Annotated in this window: 14 protein-coding genes; 4 read left to right on the top strand and 10 right to left on the bottom strand. The window is 64.3% G+C overall.

The features are described 5' to 3' along the window. Positions 1–13 precede the first annotated feature (13 nt). From FJ417_RS23300 to FJ417_RS23280, 5 genes are all read right to left on the bottom strand, one after another. Positions 14–907 carry a carbohydrate ABC transporter permease gene (locus tag FJ417_RS23300; RefSeq protein WP_140785053.1) on the bottom strand — a complete coding sequence of 298 codons (894 nt, stop codon included), beginning with the start codon at positions 905–907 and terminating at the stop codon, positions 14–16. A 1-nt stretch (position 908) separates the two neighbouring features. Beyond that, positions 909–1847: a sugar ABC transporter permease gene (locus FJ417_RS23295; protein WP_140645454.1), complete on the bottom strand. Its 939-nt coding sequence runs from the start codon at positions 1845–1847 to the stop codon at positions 909–911. 97 nt (positions 1848–1944) lie between these two features. Then, positions 1945–3270, bottom strand: a complete 1326-nt coding sequence (locus FJ417_RS23290; protein WP_140785052.1) for an ABC transporter substrate-binding protein — start codon at positions 3268–3270, stop codon at positions 1945–1947. A gap of 36 nt (positions 3271–3306) precedes the next feature. After that, positions 3307–4383 (bottom strand): sn-glycerol-3-phosphate ABC transporter ATP-binding protein UgpC, encoded by a 1077-nt coding sequence (gene ugpC, locus FJ417_RS23285; protein WP_140785051.1) that lies wholly within the window; start codon positions 4381–4383, stop codon positions 3307–3309. A 302-nt stretch (positions 4384–4685) separates the two neighbouring features. Beyond that, complete coding sequence (locus FJ417_RS23280) at positions 4686–5285, bottom strand: DUF922 domain-containing protein (protein ID WP_140785050.1); 600 nt, start codon at positions 5283–5285, stop codon at positions 4686–4688. A gap of 117 nt (positions 5286–5402) precedes the next feature. On the opposite strand from FJ417_RS23280, the gene FJ417_RS23275 reads away from it, so the two are divergent. The 4 genes from FJ417_RS23275 to FJ417_RS23260 all read left to right on the top strand — a co-directional run bounded on the left by FJ417_RS23275 (position 5403) and on the right by FJ417_RS23260 (position 7952). After that, positions 5403–5636 carry a hypothetical protein gene (locus tag FJ417_RS23275; protein ID WP_140785049.1) on the top strand — a complete coding sequence of 78 codons (234 nt, stop codon included), beginning with the start codon at positions 5403–5405 and terminating at the stop codon, positions 5634–5636. 139 nt (positions 5637–5775) lie between these two features. Next, positions 5776–6873 carry an NAD(P)/FAD-dependent oxidoreductase gene (locus tag FJ417_RS23270; protein ID WP_140785048.1) on the top strand — a complete coding sequence of 366 codons (1098 nt, stop codon included), beginning with the start codon at positions 5776–5778 and terminating at the stop codon, positions 6871–6873. Between the two features lie 117 nt (positions 6874–6990). Then, the gene (locus tag FJ417_RS23265; protein WP_140710859.1) at positions 6991–7620 is read left to right on the top strand and encodes a glutathione S-transferase family protein; all 630 of its coding nucleotides are present in this window, start codon (positions 6991–6993) and stop codon (positions 7618–7620) included. A gap of 104 nt (positions 7621–7724) precedes the next feature. Beyond that, entirely contained in the window at positions 7725–7952 is a 228-nt protein-coding gene (locus FJ417_RS23260; RefSeq protein WP_226891882.1) for a hypothetical protein, read from the top strand. Positions 7953–8073: 121 nt separating this feature from the next. Here FJ417_RS23260 and FJ417_RS23255 read toward each other — a convergent pair whose 3' ends face one another. The 5 genes from FJ417_RS23255 to FJ417_RS23235 form a co-directional block, all read right to left on the bottom strand. Then, entirely contained in the window at positions 8074–9075 is a 1002-nt protein-coding gene (locus tag FJ417_RS23255; RefSeq protein ID WP_140785047.1) for an aldo/keto reductase, read from the bottom strand. A 393-nt stretch (positions 9076–9468) separates the two neighbouring features. Next, positions 9469–9966, bottom strand: coding sequence for an N-acetyltransferase (locus tag FJ417_RS23250; RefSeq protein ID WP_140785046.1), 498 nt, complete (start codon positions 9964–9966; stop codon positions 9469–9471). Positions 9967–10072: 106 nt separating this feature from the next. Beyond that, positions 10073–11281, bottom strand: a complete 1209-nt coding sequence (locus FJ417_RS23245) for an NAD(P)/FAD-dependent oxidoreductase (protein WP_140645465.1) — start codon at positions 11279–11281, stop codon at positions 10073–10075. 252 nt (positions 11282–11533) lie between these two features. Then, entirely contained in the window at positions 11534–12823 is a 1290-nt protein-coding gene (locus FJ417_RS23240; protein ID WP_140785045.1) for an NAD(P)/FAD-dependent oxidoreductase, read from the bottom strand. After that, positions 12820–14349, bottom strand: a complete 1530-nt coding sequence (locus tag FJ417_RS23235; RefSeq protein ID WP_140785044.1) for a formyl transferase — start codon at positions 14347–14349, stop codon at positions 12820–12822. Before FJ417_RS23235 ends, FJ417_RS23240 begins: the two co-directional genes overlap by 4 nt. Positions 14350–14432: the final 83 nt, after the last annotated feature.

Genomic DNA, 14432 nt, shown 5'->3' with positions numbered 1-14432 from the left:
AGCAGCCCCGCTGCTACTCCTTCACCGCGCCTGTCATCGATGAAACATAGTGCTCGACGAAGAAGGAATAGAGCACCACCACCGGCAGCGAGCCGATCAGCGCGCCGGCCATAAGCGCGCCCCATTCATAGACGTCGGAGCGAACGAGTTCGGTGAGCACGCCGACCGGCACCGTCTTCTTCTCCGAAGACTGGATGAAGGTCAGCGCATAGATGAACTCATTCCAGGACAAGGTGAAGGCGAAGATGCCGGCCGAGATCAGGCCGGGCACCGACAGCGGCAGCACGATCTTGGTGAGGATCTGCCAGCGGCTCGCGCCATCGATGAGCGCGCATTCCTCCAACTCGAAGGGGATAGAGCGGAAGTAGCCCATCAGAAGCCAAGTGCAGAACGGGATGAGGAAGGTCGGATAGGTGAGGATCAGCGCGAATGGTGTGTCGTATAGACCGAGGTTGAACACCATCACCGATAGCGGGATGAACAGGATAGAAGGCGGCACGAGATAAGCGAGGAAGACGGCGAGGCCAAGTTGCCGCGCCCCCGAAAACCTCAGCCGCTCGATCGCATAGGCGGCAAGCACGGCAGCCGCCAGCGACAGGAAAGTTGCGGCGGTCGAAATGATGATGGTGTTGAGCAACCAGCCTGGGTAGGAGGTCTCGAAGAGCAAATAGCGAATGTGCTCCAGCGTCGGATGCACGACCCAGAACGGATTGTAGTTCACATAGTCGGTCATCTCGATATTGGGCTTAACCGCAGTGATCGTCATCCAGTAGAACGGAAACAGGAGCACGATCAGAAACACCAGCAGCGGCAGATAGACCGTCACCACCCGCCGCGGAAGGCTTTGCAGGTAGCCCATGCCGCCTTCGTCGGTCTCCAGGCGCTCGATTTCCTTGATTGCGGCCATGTCAGTCCCCGCCGCCTTGCTGCCATCTGCGCCGTTGGAGGCCGAAATAGCTGAACAGGATCGCCGCCAGCAGGAAAGGAATCATGGCGACCGCGATTGCCGCGCCTTCGCCCAGTTGGCCCCCCGCAATACCGCGCTGGAAGGACAATGTCGCCATCAGATGCGTGGCGTTCACCGGGCCGCCGCGGGTCAGCACATAGATCAGCTGGAAATCGGTGAAGGTGAACAGCACCGAAAACGTCATCGTGATGGCTATGATCGGCGTCAGCAACGGCAGGGTCACGTAGCGGAACAGCTGCCAGCGGCTGGCGCCGTCGAGCGTAGCAGCCTCGTAGAGCGATTGCGGAATGGTCTGCAGTCCGGCAAGCAGCGTGATGGCGACAAAGGGAATGCCTCGCCACACATTGGCCGCGATGACCGAGGCGCGCGCATTGGTCGGATCACCGAGAAAATTGATGCGGTGGTCAATCAGGCCCATCTGTTGCAACGCCCAGGACAGGATCGAAAACTGCGAGTCGTAGATCCACCAGAAGGCGATGGCCGACAGCACGGTCGGCACCACCCAGGGCAGCAGCACTACGGCGCGAAAGAACGACTTGAAAGGCAGCTTCTCATTGAGGATGAGAGCCAGCCACAGTCCGAGCACGAATTTCAGGATCGAGGCGCTGACCGTGTAGAGCAGCGTGTTGAAGACCGACAGCCAGAACACGCTGTCACTCCACAGATATTCGTAGTTCTCGATGCCGATGAAGATGCCCGGTCGGCCGATGCGTGTGTCAGTGAAGCCGAGCCAGACGCCGAGGCCGAGCGGATAGGTGAGAAAGACCAGGAGCAGCGCCGCCGCCGGCAGCATGAAGCCGAAGCCGAGAGCGTTCCTGCTCTCGGCGAGCCGCGACAGGATCGACGGGCGCGGCTGAACGGCAACGGACGGCACGGCCATGGCGCGGGCTCCTTGTTATGCGGGTGGAACTGTGGCTGACCGCGCTTGGCGTGCGTAGGCCGCAAAGCGCGGTCAGCCTGCTTCAACTACGCCACGATCAGACGCGGTAGTAGCGGTTGGCGCGTTTTTCAGCCTCTTCCATTGCTTCCTGCGGCGTCGCCTGGCCCGTCACCGCTTTGGCGAACATGTCCACCAGCACGTAATCGGCCATTGTCGCGGCGGATGCATAGCCGAGCGGCCCGGCATAGCCGTTGGGGCGCAGCGTCGCCGAGGCTTTCGCGTAGGCCGCATTGTTAGAGTCGGCCTTCCAAACCGGGTTGTTGTCGAACGCTTTCAGCGTCTGGCAGCAATAGCCCGCCGACGAAGTGATCCAGTCGGACATTTGCGGATCTTCGAACATGAACTGCAGATAGGCTTTGGCAGCATTGGGATAGGGCGTGTAATTGAAGATGACAGCCGTGGTCACCTGGAAAAGCTCGACCGATTTCCCGACCGGCCCGATCGGCATGTTGGTAGTGCGGATGTCCTTGGCGATCTCAGCCAGCTTCGGGTCATTGTCCTTGTTGATCTTTGCTGTGTTGTAGGCCGAGATGCCGTTGGCGATCACGCTCACTTCCCCAGCCAGGAAAGCGCGGTTGTTGTTGACGTCAAGCCAGCTTTCGGTGCCGGGGATGAAGGTCTTGTAAAGTTCCTGCGCATATTCGATCGCCTTGAGCGTCTCCGGACTGTTGATCGTCACCTTGCCGGCTTCGTCGACCATCTGGCCGCTGTGGCTCCACAGCAGCCAATGCGCGTAATTGTTGCCGTCGCCAACGCCGTGGCCATGGGTGAAGCCGGCGGGATGGCCTTTCGCCTTCAACGCCTTGCAAAGCTCCAGGAAACCGGCCGTGTCCTTGGGGAATTCGGAGAAGCCTGCCTCCTTGACCCAGCTTTCGCGGTAGACGATGGCGTTGCCGATGGTGGCCAGCGGCAAGCCGATGAACTTGCCCTCGCGCGTCGCATATTGTTTCGGGCCGTCATACCAGCCGCCATACTTCTTGCCGAGATAATCACCCAGTTCCGTCACATCGAGCAGCTTGTCGGGATACTGGTGCGGGTCGTCGAACCAGACGAACATCAGGTCGGGGCCGGAGCCGACATTGGCGGCGACCGCCGCTTTGGGACGGATGTCTTCCCAGCTTTCCTTGTCGACGCGCACCTCCACGCCCGTCGCCTCGGTGAACCGCTTGGTATTCTTCAGCCACTGGTCCTCGTCGCCCTGCACGAAGGGCGACCAGCGCAGCAGCCTGAGCTTGGCACCTTCCTCGGGCTTATAGGTCAGGCCTTCCTGGGCGAAGGCGCTCGAGCCGGCGAAGCGGCTGCCCAGGGCTCCGGCCGCCGCGGCTGCGGTCGTGCGGATTACATCGCGTCTGGTGAACTTCATACTCGTTTCCTCCTGCTTGCTTCCTCGTTGCGTTGTCTATCGCCCCGCTTCGATCCGCTGGCCCGTTCCGCCGTGGAACAGATGGATGGGGCCAGGCTCGACCGACAGCCGGATGGTTTCTCCCGGCGTGAAGGAATGGCGTTCGCGGAAATTGGCGACGATGTCCTCGCCGCCCGCCGTCCGGCCGATGATCTGCACTTCCGAACCGGTCGGCTCGATCACCACCACCGTGACCGGAATGCCGTCGTCGGCGAGCCGCAGGTGCTCGGGCCGCACTCCGAGCATCATTGCCTCGCCGTTGCGGATCGCGGGTGGTTTCGGCAAAGGCACGGAAATGCCGCCCGCGCCCCGGAAGGACGGCGCGCCGTCGCTGGCGAACGTGCCCTTGAGAAGGTTCATGGCCGGCGAGCCGATGAAGCTTGCGACGAACAGATTGTTCGGCCGATCGTAGAGGTCCAGCGGCGGCCCGATCTGCTCGACGACGCCGTCATGCATGACCACGATCTTGTCGGCCATGGTCATGGCCTCGATCTGGTCGTGCGTGACATAGACCGTCGTCGTCTTCAGCCGCTGGTGCAGTTCCTTGATCTCGGCGCGCATCTGAACCCTGAGCTTTGCATCGAGATTGCTGAGCGGCTCGTCGAACAGGAACACCTGCGGATTGCGCACGATCGCCCGGCCCATGGCGACGCGCTGGCGCTGGCCGCCGGAAAGCTGGCGCGGATAGCGCGACAGAAGAGGAATCAGCCCGAGGATCTCGGCCGCGCGCTTGACCCCCGCATCGCTTTCAGCCTTCGGAACACCCTTCAGCATGAGCGAGAAGGCCATGTTCTCGGCCACCGTCATGTGCGGATAGAGCGCATAGTTCTGGAAGACCATGGCCACGTCGCGCTCTTTCGGCGCAACGTTGTTGACGATACGGCTGCCGATCGAGATATGGCCGCGCGAGATTTTTTCCAGGCCGGCGATCATTCGCAGAAGCGTCGATTTTCCGCAGCCCGATGGGCCGACGAGCGTGACGAACTCGCCGTCTTCTATATCGACTCTGACCCCATGCAGGATTTCGGTGGCCCCGAACGATTTGTAGACATCGCCAATCGCGACAGACGCCATCGAACTCCTCCCGATGGTTCCCTGCGAGGTCTCGCGGGCAGCCGTTTCTATCAGGCGTGGTTGAAACGGATGCCGGCAGGCATCCACCACTGGCGTCGGCGACGTCTGCCCCAGCTCCCCCCGGGTCACGCGACGGTGAAACGGTAGCGCTACCACATCCGCCTGTAAAGCGGCGACAGGCGCCCTTATACTTTCGTCGCGCAGGACATGTGAGCGAAGCCGGCTTTGAAGCGAAGCCAGGCCGGACGGTGCCGGATTGCCGGCAAGTGAATGCTCGAATAGCGGCTGGACAAGGTTTGCTCTCAGCCTCCAAACAGAAACGCCGCGATCAGCTTCAGCATGTTGCCGTCCTGCCCGAACTCGACCTTGTCGAAGTCGCGGCTGTCCTGGCGCTGCGCCTTGGAGAGCTGGTCGAGATAGGCCGTCAGTTCCGCCCTGACCTTCTTGCAGCCGGGATCGTTCTGGGCGGTAAGGCCAGTGCTGAAGGCGACGATCTTGTCCACCATGTCGACGATGCCGGCGCCGTGCACCTTCTCATGCGCGATCAGCCCGGCGGCGAAGGCGTCCCAGCGCCCCTGCAAGGCTGAGCCAAGCTTTCCCGCCGGCTTGGGCAGCGTGTAGGTGATGATCAGCTTCGGCCGCGCCGTCTTCAGCACGCAAGCATTGCCTTGCGGCTGGTAGTCGCGCTGCCAGGTCAGCTTGAAGAAAGTATGCGCGATCACGCGCCGCGCGTTGCCGGCCGAATCTTTGCCGATCACCGGCCCTTTCTCCCCGATCGAGAGATAAAGCTGTTCGGCGCTCTGGCCTGAGACGGCATAGGTCTCGATTTTCTCGATGGGTTTCCAGTCGGCGAGCGCCGGCGTGGACGAAAGCAGGGCGGCGAGGAGGAGGGCGGGCTTCATGGGGCGAGCCATAGCATCGCGCCTCGTTCTGGAGAAGTCGGCCCGCGGATTTTTGGAACCCGCTTCGCCGGTCGCTCGTTTCCTTGGGCAATCATCCCGACCATGGGGGAGGACAAGATGACCCGCAACGATATCATCTCCGTGCTTGGACCGGTCGACGAGGCCGTCATCGCCGACATCGCGCTGATCGGCGCCAGCCTCGAGGAACTGCGCGAGGCCTTCGCCTGGATCGGCGCCGACGAGGCGCTGGTCAACGAGGGCCACGCCATGCCCGGCGTGCGCGTGGCGAAACTGATCGAAATCCTCGACCCTCCCGAGGACGAGCCCGAGACGCCGGGCGCGATAGAGTAGGGCAGCGACGCTTTATCTCCCCCACTTGCGTACCCTCGAGGGGAGATAGGCGGCGTGCCGCCCCTCTAGGTATTCTCACCTACTTGTCCCTCTGCACCTCTCGTCATAGCCTGCGTCGCCTGGGCGGGAGGAGAGGTTCTTGGACACCAATGTCGTCATCGTCGGCGCCGGCCCTGCCGGGCTCGCCGTCGCGGCCTGCCTCAAACAGGCGGGGCAGGATTTCGTCATTCTGGAAAAGGCCAGTGAAGTTGCACCGGCCTGGCGGCGGCATTATAGGCGACTGCACCTGCACACGGTGAAATCCTTCTCCTCGCTGCCCTTCGTGCCGTTCCCGAAAAGCCATCCGCGCTACGTGCCGCGCGAAAAAGTGGTCGATTATCTCGACGCCTATGCCGGGCGTTTCGGGCTCAAGCCGCGCTTCGGCGTCACCGTCAAATCGGTCCACCGCGAAGGCGAGCGCCTGCTGGTCCAGACCGATGCCGGGCTGTTCGATGCACGCAAAGTGGTGGTGGCCACCGGGAACAATGCCGAGCCCATCACGCCACGCTTCCCCGGCATCGAGGCCTTCAAGGGGAAGGTGCTGCACAGCGCCGCCTATGCCGAGGCCGCGCCTTATGTCGGCAAGGACGTGCTGGTCATCGGCATGGGCAATACGGGCGCGGAAATCGCGCTCGACCTCGCCGAAAGCGGCGCCAGGCCCACCATCTCGGTGCGCAAGGGCGTCCACATTGTGCCGCGCCAGCTGTTCGGCGTGCCGATCCAGATGGTGGGCATCGCCAGCCGTCCGATGCCGCAGGTGCTGAACGACTGGATGTTTCCGAAAATCCTCGATCTGGCGCTGGGCAAGCTGGAGAGATACGGCATCGTGCGGCCGAAACAGGGCATCCTGCAAGGGATCGAAGCCGGCCGCATTCCGGTGATCGATGTCGGCACGGTGGCGGCGATCAAGGCCGGCCGGATCGGCATCGCGCCGGATATCGCAAGCTTCACCGCGGACGGCGTGAAGTTCGCCGATCGCGTTGAGAAGAAATTCGACGCGGCGATTTTCGCCACGGGCTACCGCCCGGCCTATGACGGCTTCCTCCCGGCGGAGCTCAGACCGGACAAGAGCGGCGTGAATGCTCGCGCGACGGAGCTCGGCGTCTATCTCGTCGGTTTCTACAACCCTGTCACCGGCCTGCTGCGCGAGATCGGCATCGAGGCGCAGGCGGTGGCGAGGGATATTGCGAGGCGGTGAGGGCGAAGCGTCGAAGCTGCTGGTCTGCCTGCTCGAGGTTGAGATGAGGCGCCTGAATCGGGTGGCTCTCACATCGCCCTCCATGCGAAGCCATCCCATCACACCGAGGACCGCTCAATGCTCACGCTCTACGACTATCTCCCCTCGCAAAATGCCTGGAAGGTTCGCGTCCTGCTCGGCCTGCTCGGTATCGCCTACGAAACCCGTATCGTCTCGATCTTCGAGGGCGAGAGCCACACGGAGGCCTTCCTGAAGCTCAACCCGGCGGGCGCCGTTCCGGTGCTCGCCGTGGAGAATGGCCAGGCGATCGCCGAGTCCAACGCGATCCTCGTCCTCGTTGCGGAAGGCACGTCCTATCTTCCGGTAGACCGGCTTGCCCGCGCCAAGGTGATGCAGTGGCTGTTCTTCGAGCAGTATTATGTCGAGCCGGTCATCGGCTCGCTGCGTTTCTGGACGCTGACCGGCCGCCTGGAGCGCAACCAGGCGCTAGTTGCCGGCAAGCGCGAAGCGGGCGCGCGGGCACTTGGCGCGCTGGAGCGCAGCTTGGTCGACACACCTTTCCTGGTCGGCGACGCGCTCACCATTGCCGACATTGCTGTCTACGCCTACGCCCACCGCGCAGAAGATTGCGGTTTTGAGCTTGCCGATTATCCGGCGGTCGGTGCCTGGATGGGGCGCGTCAGCGAGGCGATCGGCCCGGACTATCCGGTGCATCCCTACAGCATCGATCCGCATTCGCACGCCTGAGCCACCGGAACACAGCGGCGGGACAGGGCGTTCTCCAAAGGCAGCGTGTCGGGCGTCGCCTCATCGGCACCGCCTGCTTCGCGTCCCAGCCATGGAGATCCGCAATGGTTCGCACCATCGCCGTCGCAATCCTCGCCACTGGCATGATCAGCCTGCCTGCCAAGGCGGCCGAGCAATACTGGGTGGCCCGAGACGCGGTCTCGAAGCAGTGCGAGATCGTGCCGAAGAAGCCCGACGGAACGCTTGTCATCGACCTCGGCAAGAAGAAATACGCCAGCGAGGGTGAGGCGAGGAAGGCGATGGAGGCGATGTCGGACTGCAAGAAGAACTAATGCATGTCGCGCAAAAGTGTGCAGCGGTTTTGCGATAACGACATGCATGAAAACAAAGGCTTTTAAAGCGCGTCGCCTGAATCCGCTTCAGCGCGACATGCTTTAGCCGCTGGGATAACGCCTACCGGTCCACAAGAGACATCGTCCGCTCGTTGTAGCGCGGCCCTGACACCTTGTCGGGCGTCAGCGCCATGTCGAGCCCGAGCATCTCGGTGGCGTCGAGCGCGATGTCGGCCGCCGCGACATTCTCTTCCAGATAGGTCCGGCGCTTGGTACCGGGGATCGGCACGATGTCGATGCCGAAATCGGGGCCTTTGGCGAGCAGCCAGGCGATTGCGATCTGGCCGGGCTTCACCCCCTTGGCGTCGGCGATGTCTCGCACCGTGGCGGCCGCGGCGACATTGGCGTCGAAATTCTCGCCCTGGTAGCGCGGATCGCCGCGACGGAAATCGCCCTCCGGATAGTCTTCCGCGCGCCTGACGTCGCCGGCGAGGAAGCCGCGGCCGAGCGGCGCGAACGGCACCAGGCCGATGCCCAGTTCCTTCAGCGCCGGGATGATCTCCGGCTCGAGGTTGCGTTCCCACAGCGAATATTCGCTCTGCAGCGCCGAGACAGGATGCACGGCATGCGCGCGGCGGATGTTGGCGATGCCCGCTTCCGACAGGCCGAAGAAGCGCACCTTGCCCTGCGTCACCAATTCGCCGACCGTGCCCGCGACATCCTCCATCGGCACGGCGGGGTCGACGCGGTGCTGATAAAGCAAGTCGATACGGTCGGTGGCGAGTCGTTTGAGCGAAGCGTCGACCACCTCGCGTATATGCTCGGGCCGGCTGTCGGTGCCGGACTGCTTGCCGTCGGCGATGCGGAAGCCGAATTTCGTCGCGATCGTCACCTGGTCGCGCCGGCCTTTCAGCGCGTGTCCAAGCAGTTCCTCGTTGACGAACGGCCCATAGACCTCGGCGGTGTCGAGAAAGGTGCAGCCGAGCTCGATCGCCCGGTGCAGCGTCGCGATCGACTCCGCCTCGTCGGCCGGCCCATAGGCCTGGCTCATGCCCATGCAGCCGAGGCCGATGGCCGAGACTTCGAGCCCCTGGCTGCCGAGTTTGTGTTTGCCGAGGCTCATGCGTCTTGCTCCGCCGAATTTTCGATCCGGCTAAATTATAGGGCTGGGCGTGAATGCGTCCAGCGCTGGCCCTATTGACGGCGCAATCGTCCCATCCTTGCCCGGCGATGACTCCGTTGCGATGACCGTCCAATGCGGCACGACAGACTTGTCCTGATAAAGCCGGAGCTGGAAAGCGGCCCAACTGGCCGAAGCGGGCCGGGCGCCCGGCGCTTTCGGGGAAAGCGTCATGTAGGCACTGCGCAGGCGGGCCGCTGCCTGATTTTGATCAGGAGCAATTTCAGGAAAAGTGTGAGCGGTTGGCTGGGCGCTTTGGCCGTAGCGTTCCGTCCGGAATTGCGTAGAAACAAAGAGACAGAGCGGTTCGCCGTTTCCGTGAAACGGTGAAACGCTCTAAGCCCTCGGCAGCATGCGGCGCATGATCAGCGATGCATGCCCGCCGACGCCGTGTGCCGCTTCCCTGCGTTCGACCACTTCGAAGCCATGCTTGCGGTAAAAGGCGATCGCGCGGTCGTTGCCTTCGATCACTTCCAGCGCGATGCTGGGGATGCCGGCATGCGCGGCAAGCACCGCGTGCAAAAGGTCGACCGCGAGACCGCTGCCGAACGCCTGCGGCTCGATATGGAGCCGCTCCAGCATGACGTCGCCCTTTGCGTCCATCGCCGCCATGGCGTAGCCGGCGATCGAGCCGTCGGCGCCTTCGGCGACGAAGGACATCTTGTCCTCGTCGTCGAGCTCGGCCGCGAGCTGGTTCGGCGCATGCCTTTCGTCGGAAAGCCGTGCCACGGTTTCGTCGCCCATGATCGGCGCATAGGTCCGCCGCCAGGATTGGCCGAGCAGCCGCGATACATCGGCCAAGTCGTTCCTTGTCATCGCCCGGATGCGGGTCATCTTCGTGGTCCTTGTTACAACCTGAAGATAGGGCGAAGCGCGGGGCGCGGCCAACCCCGCGCGAGCGGCTCCGGATGCAGCAGACGCAAGAGGGATGCCTTTCGGCTCAGGCAGCGCTGGGCGCCGGCAATTCTTCGCGATCGCGCATCTTGCGCCCGAGGATCACCAACTGGCGCGCGGTGTTGTTGCGCAGGCGGCGCAGCCGCCATTCGAGCCCCGTCTCGATGGTGATCCGCTTGGCGTAGATGCTGGAGCGCATGCCGGCTTTGTCGGTGGCGACCTTCACCGGATCGTCGTAGAAGGCGCAAATCTTTTCGGCGTCCATGCCGGGCGTCGAGAGCCATTGCGGGATATAGGTCGAAGCAAGCCGGTCGACGTCGGTCACCACCCGGTTGATGCCGATGCCGGGCGTCGGGCACGTCGTCCAGAACGCGTCGCCGATGGTGACGACGCCGGCGCGACGATGCTGCCTGGTCGTCGTCAGGCTGACCTGCCTTACTTCGACGGGCCCGGCGACGGCGAAGTTGCCGCATTGCCTGGCGATCTCCGGCATCAGCTCGCAAAGCATTTTCTGCGGATTTTCGCGGAACGCCCGCGTCCATTCCTCGGCCACGGTGCGATAGGCGAACATGTTGCCCCGCATGCGGTCGCCGATCGGGAAGACGCTGAGATAGGCGACACGATCCGCCGGGTTCCTGGCGTAGCAGGCAAGGGCCGGGTAGGCGCATTGTTGCGGCGTGATCGCGAGGTCGAATCCGATCGATAGCGAATGCGCCTTCGATTCCTCGACGCGTTCGATGCCGATGGCGCGCCGCACCGCCTCGCCGTAGCCAGTGGCCACCACGAGCAGTCGGGCATTGATGACGGAACCGTCGGTCAGCACCAGGCGCTGCCGGTCCGGCCCGGTCGAAACCTCGGCGACCTTGCCCACCGTCAGCGGCACCTGCCGAGGCAGGGCCTGCCGCATGCCGTTGACCAGCGCGCCGTAGGAGAAGGCAAATTCCCATTTCCGTTCGCGCCGGAAGAACTGGCCGAGGCGGAAGACGTGGATGTCGGTCATCGGCGTGACCAGGGGCCTGATGGCAGGGCCAAGGCCGAGCTTCTCGAACACCTGCATCTGCTTCATGCCGATCTTCTCGGCCCGGAACTCGTCGTGATGCACCAGATGCGGGTCGACCAGCGCCACCTTGCGGCCGGCTTTGCCCAGCACCGCGGCCAAGCTCGTGCCCGCCAGCCCGGCGCCAACGATCGCCACTTCGACTTCGGCCGCGCCAGCCTGGACGGCGGGCGTTTCGCGGCCCTGTGCGGTGCTCATTGTTCTGCTCTCCACAGCCCACGGCGAAATATCTAGAGTAGCTGAAACAATCTCAAGCAACCCAGGCGCGAGCAGGGTAGCAATGGAAAATTAGGTTAATCCGCGGCACTGCCCGGCACGTGCCGCCGCTCGATAGCCCGCCGCCGAGCCGATAGAGACGGCAGCGGGCCATTGGTGCGACGGGAGTGCTGTCCCGCCGAGCAGGAGACACTGCTCGCCACGATCTAAGCCAGCTTCGCCAAGGATCGCGACTTACGGATTGGTAAGATCGCTCACGATCATGTTCCCAGGCCGGGCCGGCGTCTTGCCGGTTTGGTCGAACGCAGTTCCCCCTGGGTCAAGCCCGGCGCCACTCGGTTTTCCCGCCTCGCGGAACCGTCGGCCGAAGATCATCAGGTGCCGCGCGGTATTGTTGCGCAGGCGGCGCAGGCGCCATTCAAGCCCGGTCTCGGTCGTGATCCGCCTGGCATAGATGCTGGCGCGCATGGCTCTTTCGTCGGCGGCGATCTTGATCGGATCGTCGTAGAAGGCGCAGATCTTGTCGGCCGCCATGCCGGGCGTTTCGAGCCAGGCGGGGATATGCGTCGAGCCGAGGCAATCGACATCGGTAAGCACCCGGTGGATGCCGTCGCCTTGCGCCGGGCAGGTCGTGGCGAACGCATCGCCGATGAAGACGACGCCGTCGCGGCGATGGCCCTGCGTCGTCGTCAGGCTGACCTGCCTCACTTCGACCTCGCTGGCGACGGCGAAGTTGCCGCACCGCTCGGCGATCTCCGGCATCAGCTCCATGAGCATCTTTTGCGGGTCTTCGCGGAACGTCCGCACCCACGGATCGGCGACGGTCCGGTAGATGAACATGTTCGCCCGCATCCGCTCGCCGATCCGGAAGATGGTAAGAAAGGCAATGCGGTCGGCGATCCGCCTTCCATAGAAGGTGAGGGACTGGAGGCCGAATTCCGGCGGGGTGATCGCCAAATCGAAGCCCATCGTCAGCGAATGCGCCTTCGATTCCTCGACGCGCTCGACGCCGATGGCGCGTCGCACCGCCTCGCTGTAGCCGGTGGCCACCACCAAGAGCCGGGCTTCGATGACGGAGCCGTCGGTGAGCACCAGGCGCTGCCGGTCCGGTCCCGTCGAGACCTCCGCGACCTTGCCAATCGTCAGCGGCACTTGCGGAGGCAGCGCCGCGCGCAGGCCGTTGACCAGCGGCGTATAGGAAAAGGCGTACTCCCAGCCTTGCTTGCGCTCGAACAGCTGGCCGAAGCGGAAGACATGGACGTCGGTCATCGGCGTGACGAGAGACCTGAAGACCGGGCCGAGGCCGAGCTTCTCGAAAAGCCCCATCTGCTCCGCCCGGGTTTTCTCGGCCCGGAACTCTTCATGGTGGATGCGATGCGGATCGACCAGCGCGACCTTGCGGCCCGCCTTGGCGAGCGTCATCGCCAGAACGGTGCCGGCGAGCCCGGCGCCGACGATCGCCACTTCGACCTCGGACCGCCCAGGCGGCGCGCCAGCTGTCTCGTGGTGCTCTGCGATGCTCATTTTCCGTCTCCAGGGGCCGCCGGGATGACATCATGCCGCCGCGTCCTCCAACGCGGCGCCATTGCCGAACCATCTATGAATTCCAGTCCGCCTGCCTCGTTGAGTGTATGCAGCTTGCGGCCGGCCCAGCCGGCGCCTGGGTTGAGGATCGTTTCGACGGTCTGTTCCATGCCGCTATCGTCGAGTCGGGTGACCCGCGCTATGCCGAGCCCGGCGCCATAGCTCCTGCGGCAATCCTGCACCGGGCGCAGGAGCTGGCCGCCGCGGCTGACCATGCGGCCCGCCGGCCGTGCCGAGGCGATGTCGATCAGCAACGGGTTCTTCGGATGCGCCGTCCACGGTCCACGGAAATCCGGCGCCGACCACAGATGCAGCTGGTCCGAGAAGGAGCCGCCGCCGTCGCGCACGGTGGCGAACATCCACCAGCGTCCGCCATGCTCGGTGAGCGTGGCGTCGCTGGCGACGATGTCCGACAGAAGCGTCGCTTCCTTCACCCAGCCGCCCGGGAAGGCGGTGGCGCGGTAGAGATCGACGCTGCGGTTGGCGCCACTTTCCGGCACCATCCACATCTGGCCGTCGCGCTCGAAGACGAAGGGGTAGGAGAGGTGGTAGGGCAGTTCCAGAACTGGTTTCGGGGTCCCGGCCGGTCCGTTCGGACCGAAAGCCACGGCCGAAAGGATCGCCTTGCCGGTGCGGTGGATGTAATCCTCGACGAACAGCGTCACCTGGCCGCGATAGAGCACCGGGAACGGGTCCGCGTAAAAGCGGCTGCCGTCGTCCGGCAGATCGCGCCAGCCCGATTGCGGATGGGCGCGCAACTCGTAGAGGTCCTTGCCTCCGGTCTCGCGCCAGCCGACCCGCCAATGCGGGGCGTTGTAGCAGAGATGGTATATCTGCTGCACGATGCGGCGCGCCGTCGCCTTGGCCGCACGCACGCCGAGCTTCGTGGCCGACGGCATGGCCGGTGCCGGCGCCTCGGATGACGGTTCGGGCAGCACCGGAAGCGACGAGCGCGCGGCACCGCTGACCGCCGCGACGATCAGGCTGGCGCTACGCGCCAGCCGGTCCTGGAAGGAAGCCAGCGCGATCCCGTGATATTCGGTGCCGAGCCGCCCTTCGGCGACGGTCGCACCGTTCTGTTCCAGACGGGCGAGCGGGGTGCGGCCGGCAAGGATCAGGGCCAGCAGGGCCTCTTCGCCGCAGGTGCCGTCATAGGTCAGGCGCCAGACCCGTCGGCCCTGCGGCTCGACATCGCCGATGAGATCGACGGTGATATCGGCCGGCGCGGACGCTCTCGCATGGCCGGCCAGTGTCGAAAGTGGCACACGCCTTGCCGTGCCATTGGCGGGCAGCCGATGGATCAGCGTCTCAAGTTGGAACAGCGCCTCGGCGGCGCGCGGCACGCCGCCCGCCGCCGGCCGGGCGTCGACGGCAAGCTCGACGCCGGGCAGCAGCGACAGCCGCTCAGCCAGCGCCACATGGAAAGCGCGCACGCAATCGCCGTCGAGGCGCAGGGTCAGGCGCATCGCCAATCCCCGGGCGACTCATATCCGGTGCCGGCGGCCCGGCCGGCCAAGTCAAGCTCCCGCCGCATGCGCACGATGTCTCC

The organism is Mesorhizobium sp. B3-1-7 (genome assembly GCF_006439385.1).
Lineage (GTDB): Bacteria > Pseudomonadota > Alphaproteobacteria > Rhizobiales > Rhizobiaceae > Mesorhizobium.
Note: the sequence above shows the minus strand (reverse complement) of the source record. Positions and strands in the feature narration are given on the sequence as shown.

Coding starts and splice junctions, on each gene's coding strand:
- FJ417_RS23300 (WP_140785053.1), bottom strand. CDS start 907: ATGGCCGCAATCAAGGAAATCGAGCGCCTGGAGACCGACGAAGGCGGC.
- FJ417_RS23295 (WP_140645454.1), bottom strand. CDS start 1,847: ATGGCCGTGCCGTCCGTTGCCGTTCAGCCGCGCCCGTCGATCCTGTCG.
- FJ417_RS23290 (WP_140785052.1), bottom strand. CDS start 3,270: ATGAAGTTCACCAGACGCGATGTAATCCGCACGACCGCAGCCGCGGCG.
- ugpC (WP_140785051.1), bottom strand. CDS start 4,383: ATGGCGTCTGTCGCGATTGGCGATGTCTACAAATCGTTCGGGGCCACC.
- FJ417_RS23280 (WP_140785050.1), bottom strand. CDS start 5,285: ATGAAGCCCGCCCTCCTCCTCGCCGCCCTGCTTTCGTCCACGCCGGCG.
- FJ417_RS23275 (WP_140785049.1), top strand. CDS start 5,403: ATGACCCGCAACGATATCATCTCCGTGCTTGGACCGGTCGACGAGGCC.
- FJ417_RS23265 (WP_140710859.1), top strand. CDS start 6,991: ATGCTCACGCTCTACGACTATCTCCCCTCGCAAAATGCCTGGAAGGTT.
- FJ417_RS23260 (WP_226891882.1), top strand. CDS start 7,725: ATGGTTCGCACCATCGCCGTCGCAATCCTCGCCACTGGCATGATCAGC.
- FJ417_RS23255 (WP_140785047.1), bottom strand. CDS start 9,075: ATGAGCCTCGGCAAACACAAACTCGGCAGCCAGGGGCTCGAAGTCTCG.
- FJ417_RS23250 (WP_140785046.1), bottom strand. CDS start 9,966: ATGACCCGCATCCGGGCGATGACAAGGAACGACTTGGCCGATGTATCG.
- FJ417_RS23245 (WP_140645465.1), bottom strand. CDS start 11,281: ATGAGCACCGCACAGGGCCGCGAAACGCCCGCCGTCCAGGCTGGCGCG.
- FJ417_RS23240 (WP_140785045.1), bottom strand. CDS start 12,823: ATGAGCATCGCAGAGCACCACGAGACAGCTGGCGCGCCGCCTGGGCGG.
- FJ417_RS23235 (WP_140785044.1), bottom strand. CDS start 14,349: ATGCGCCTGACCCTGCGCCTCGACGGCGATTGCGTGCGCGCTTTCCAT.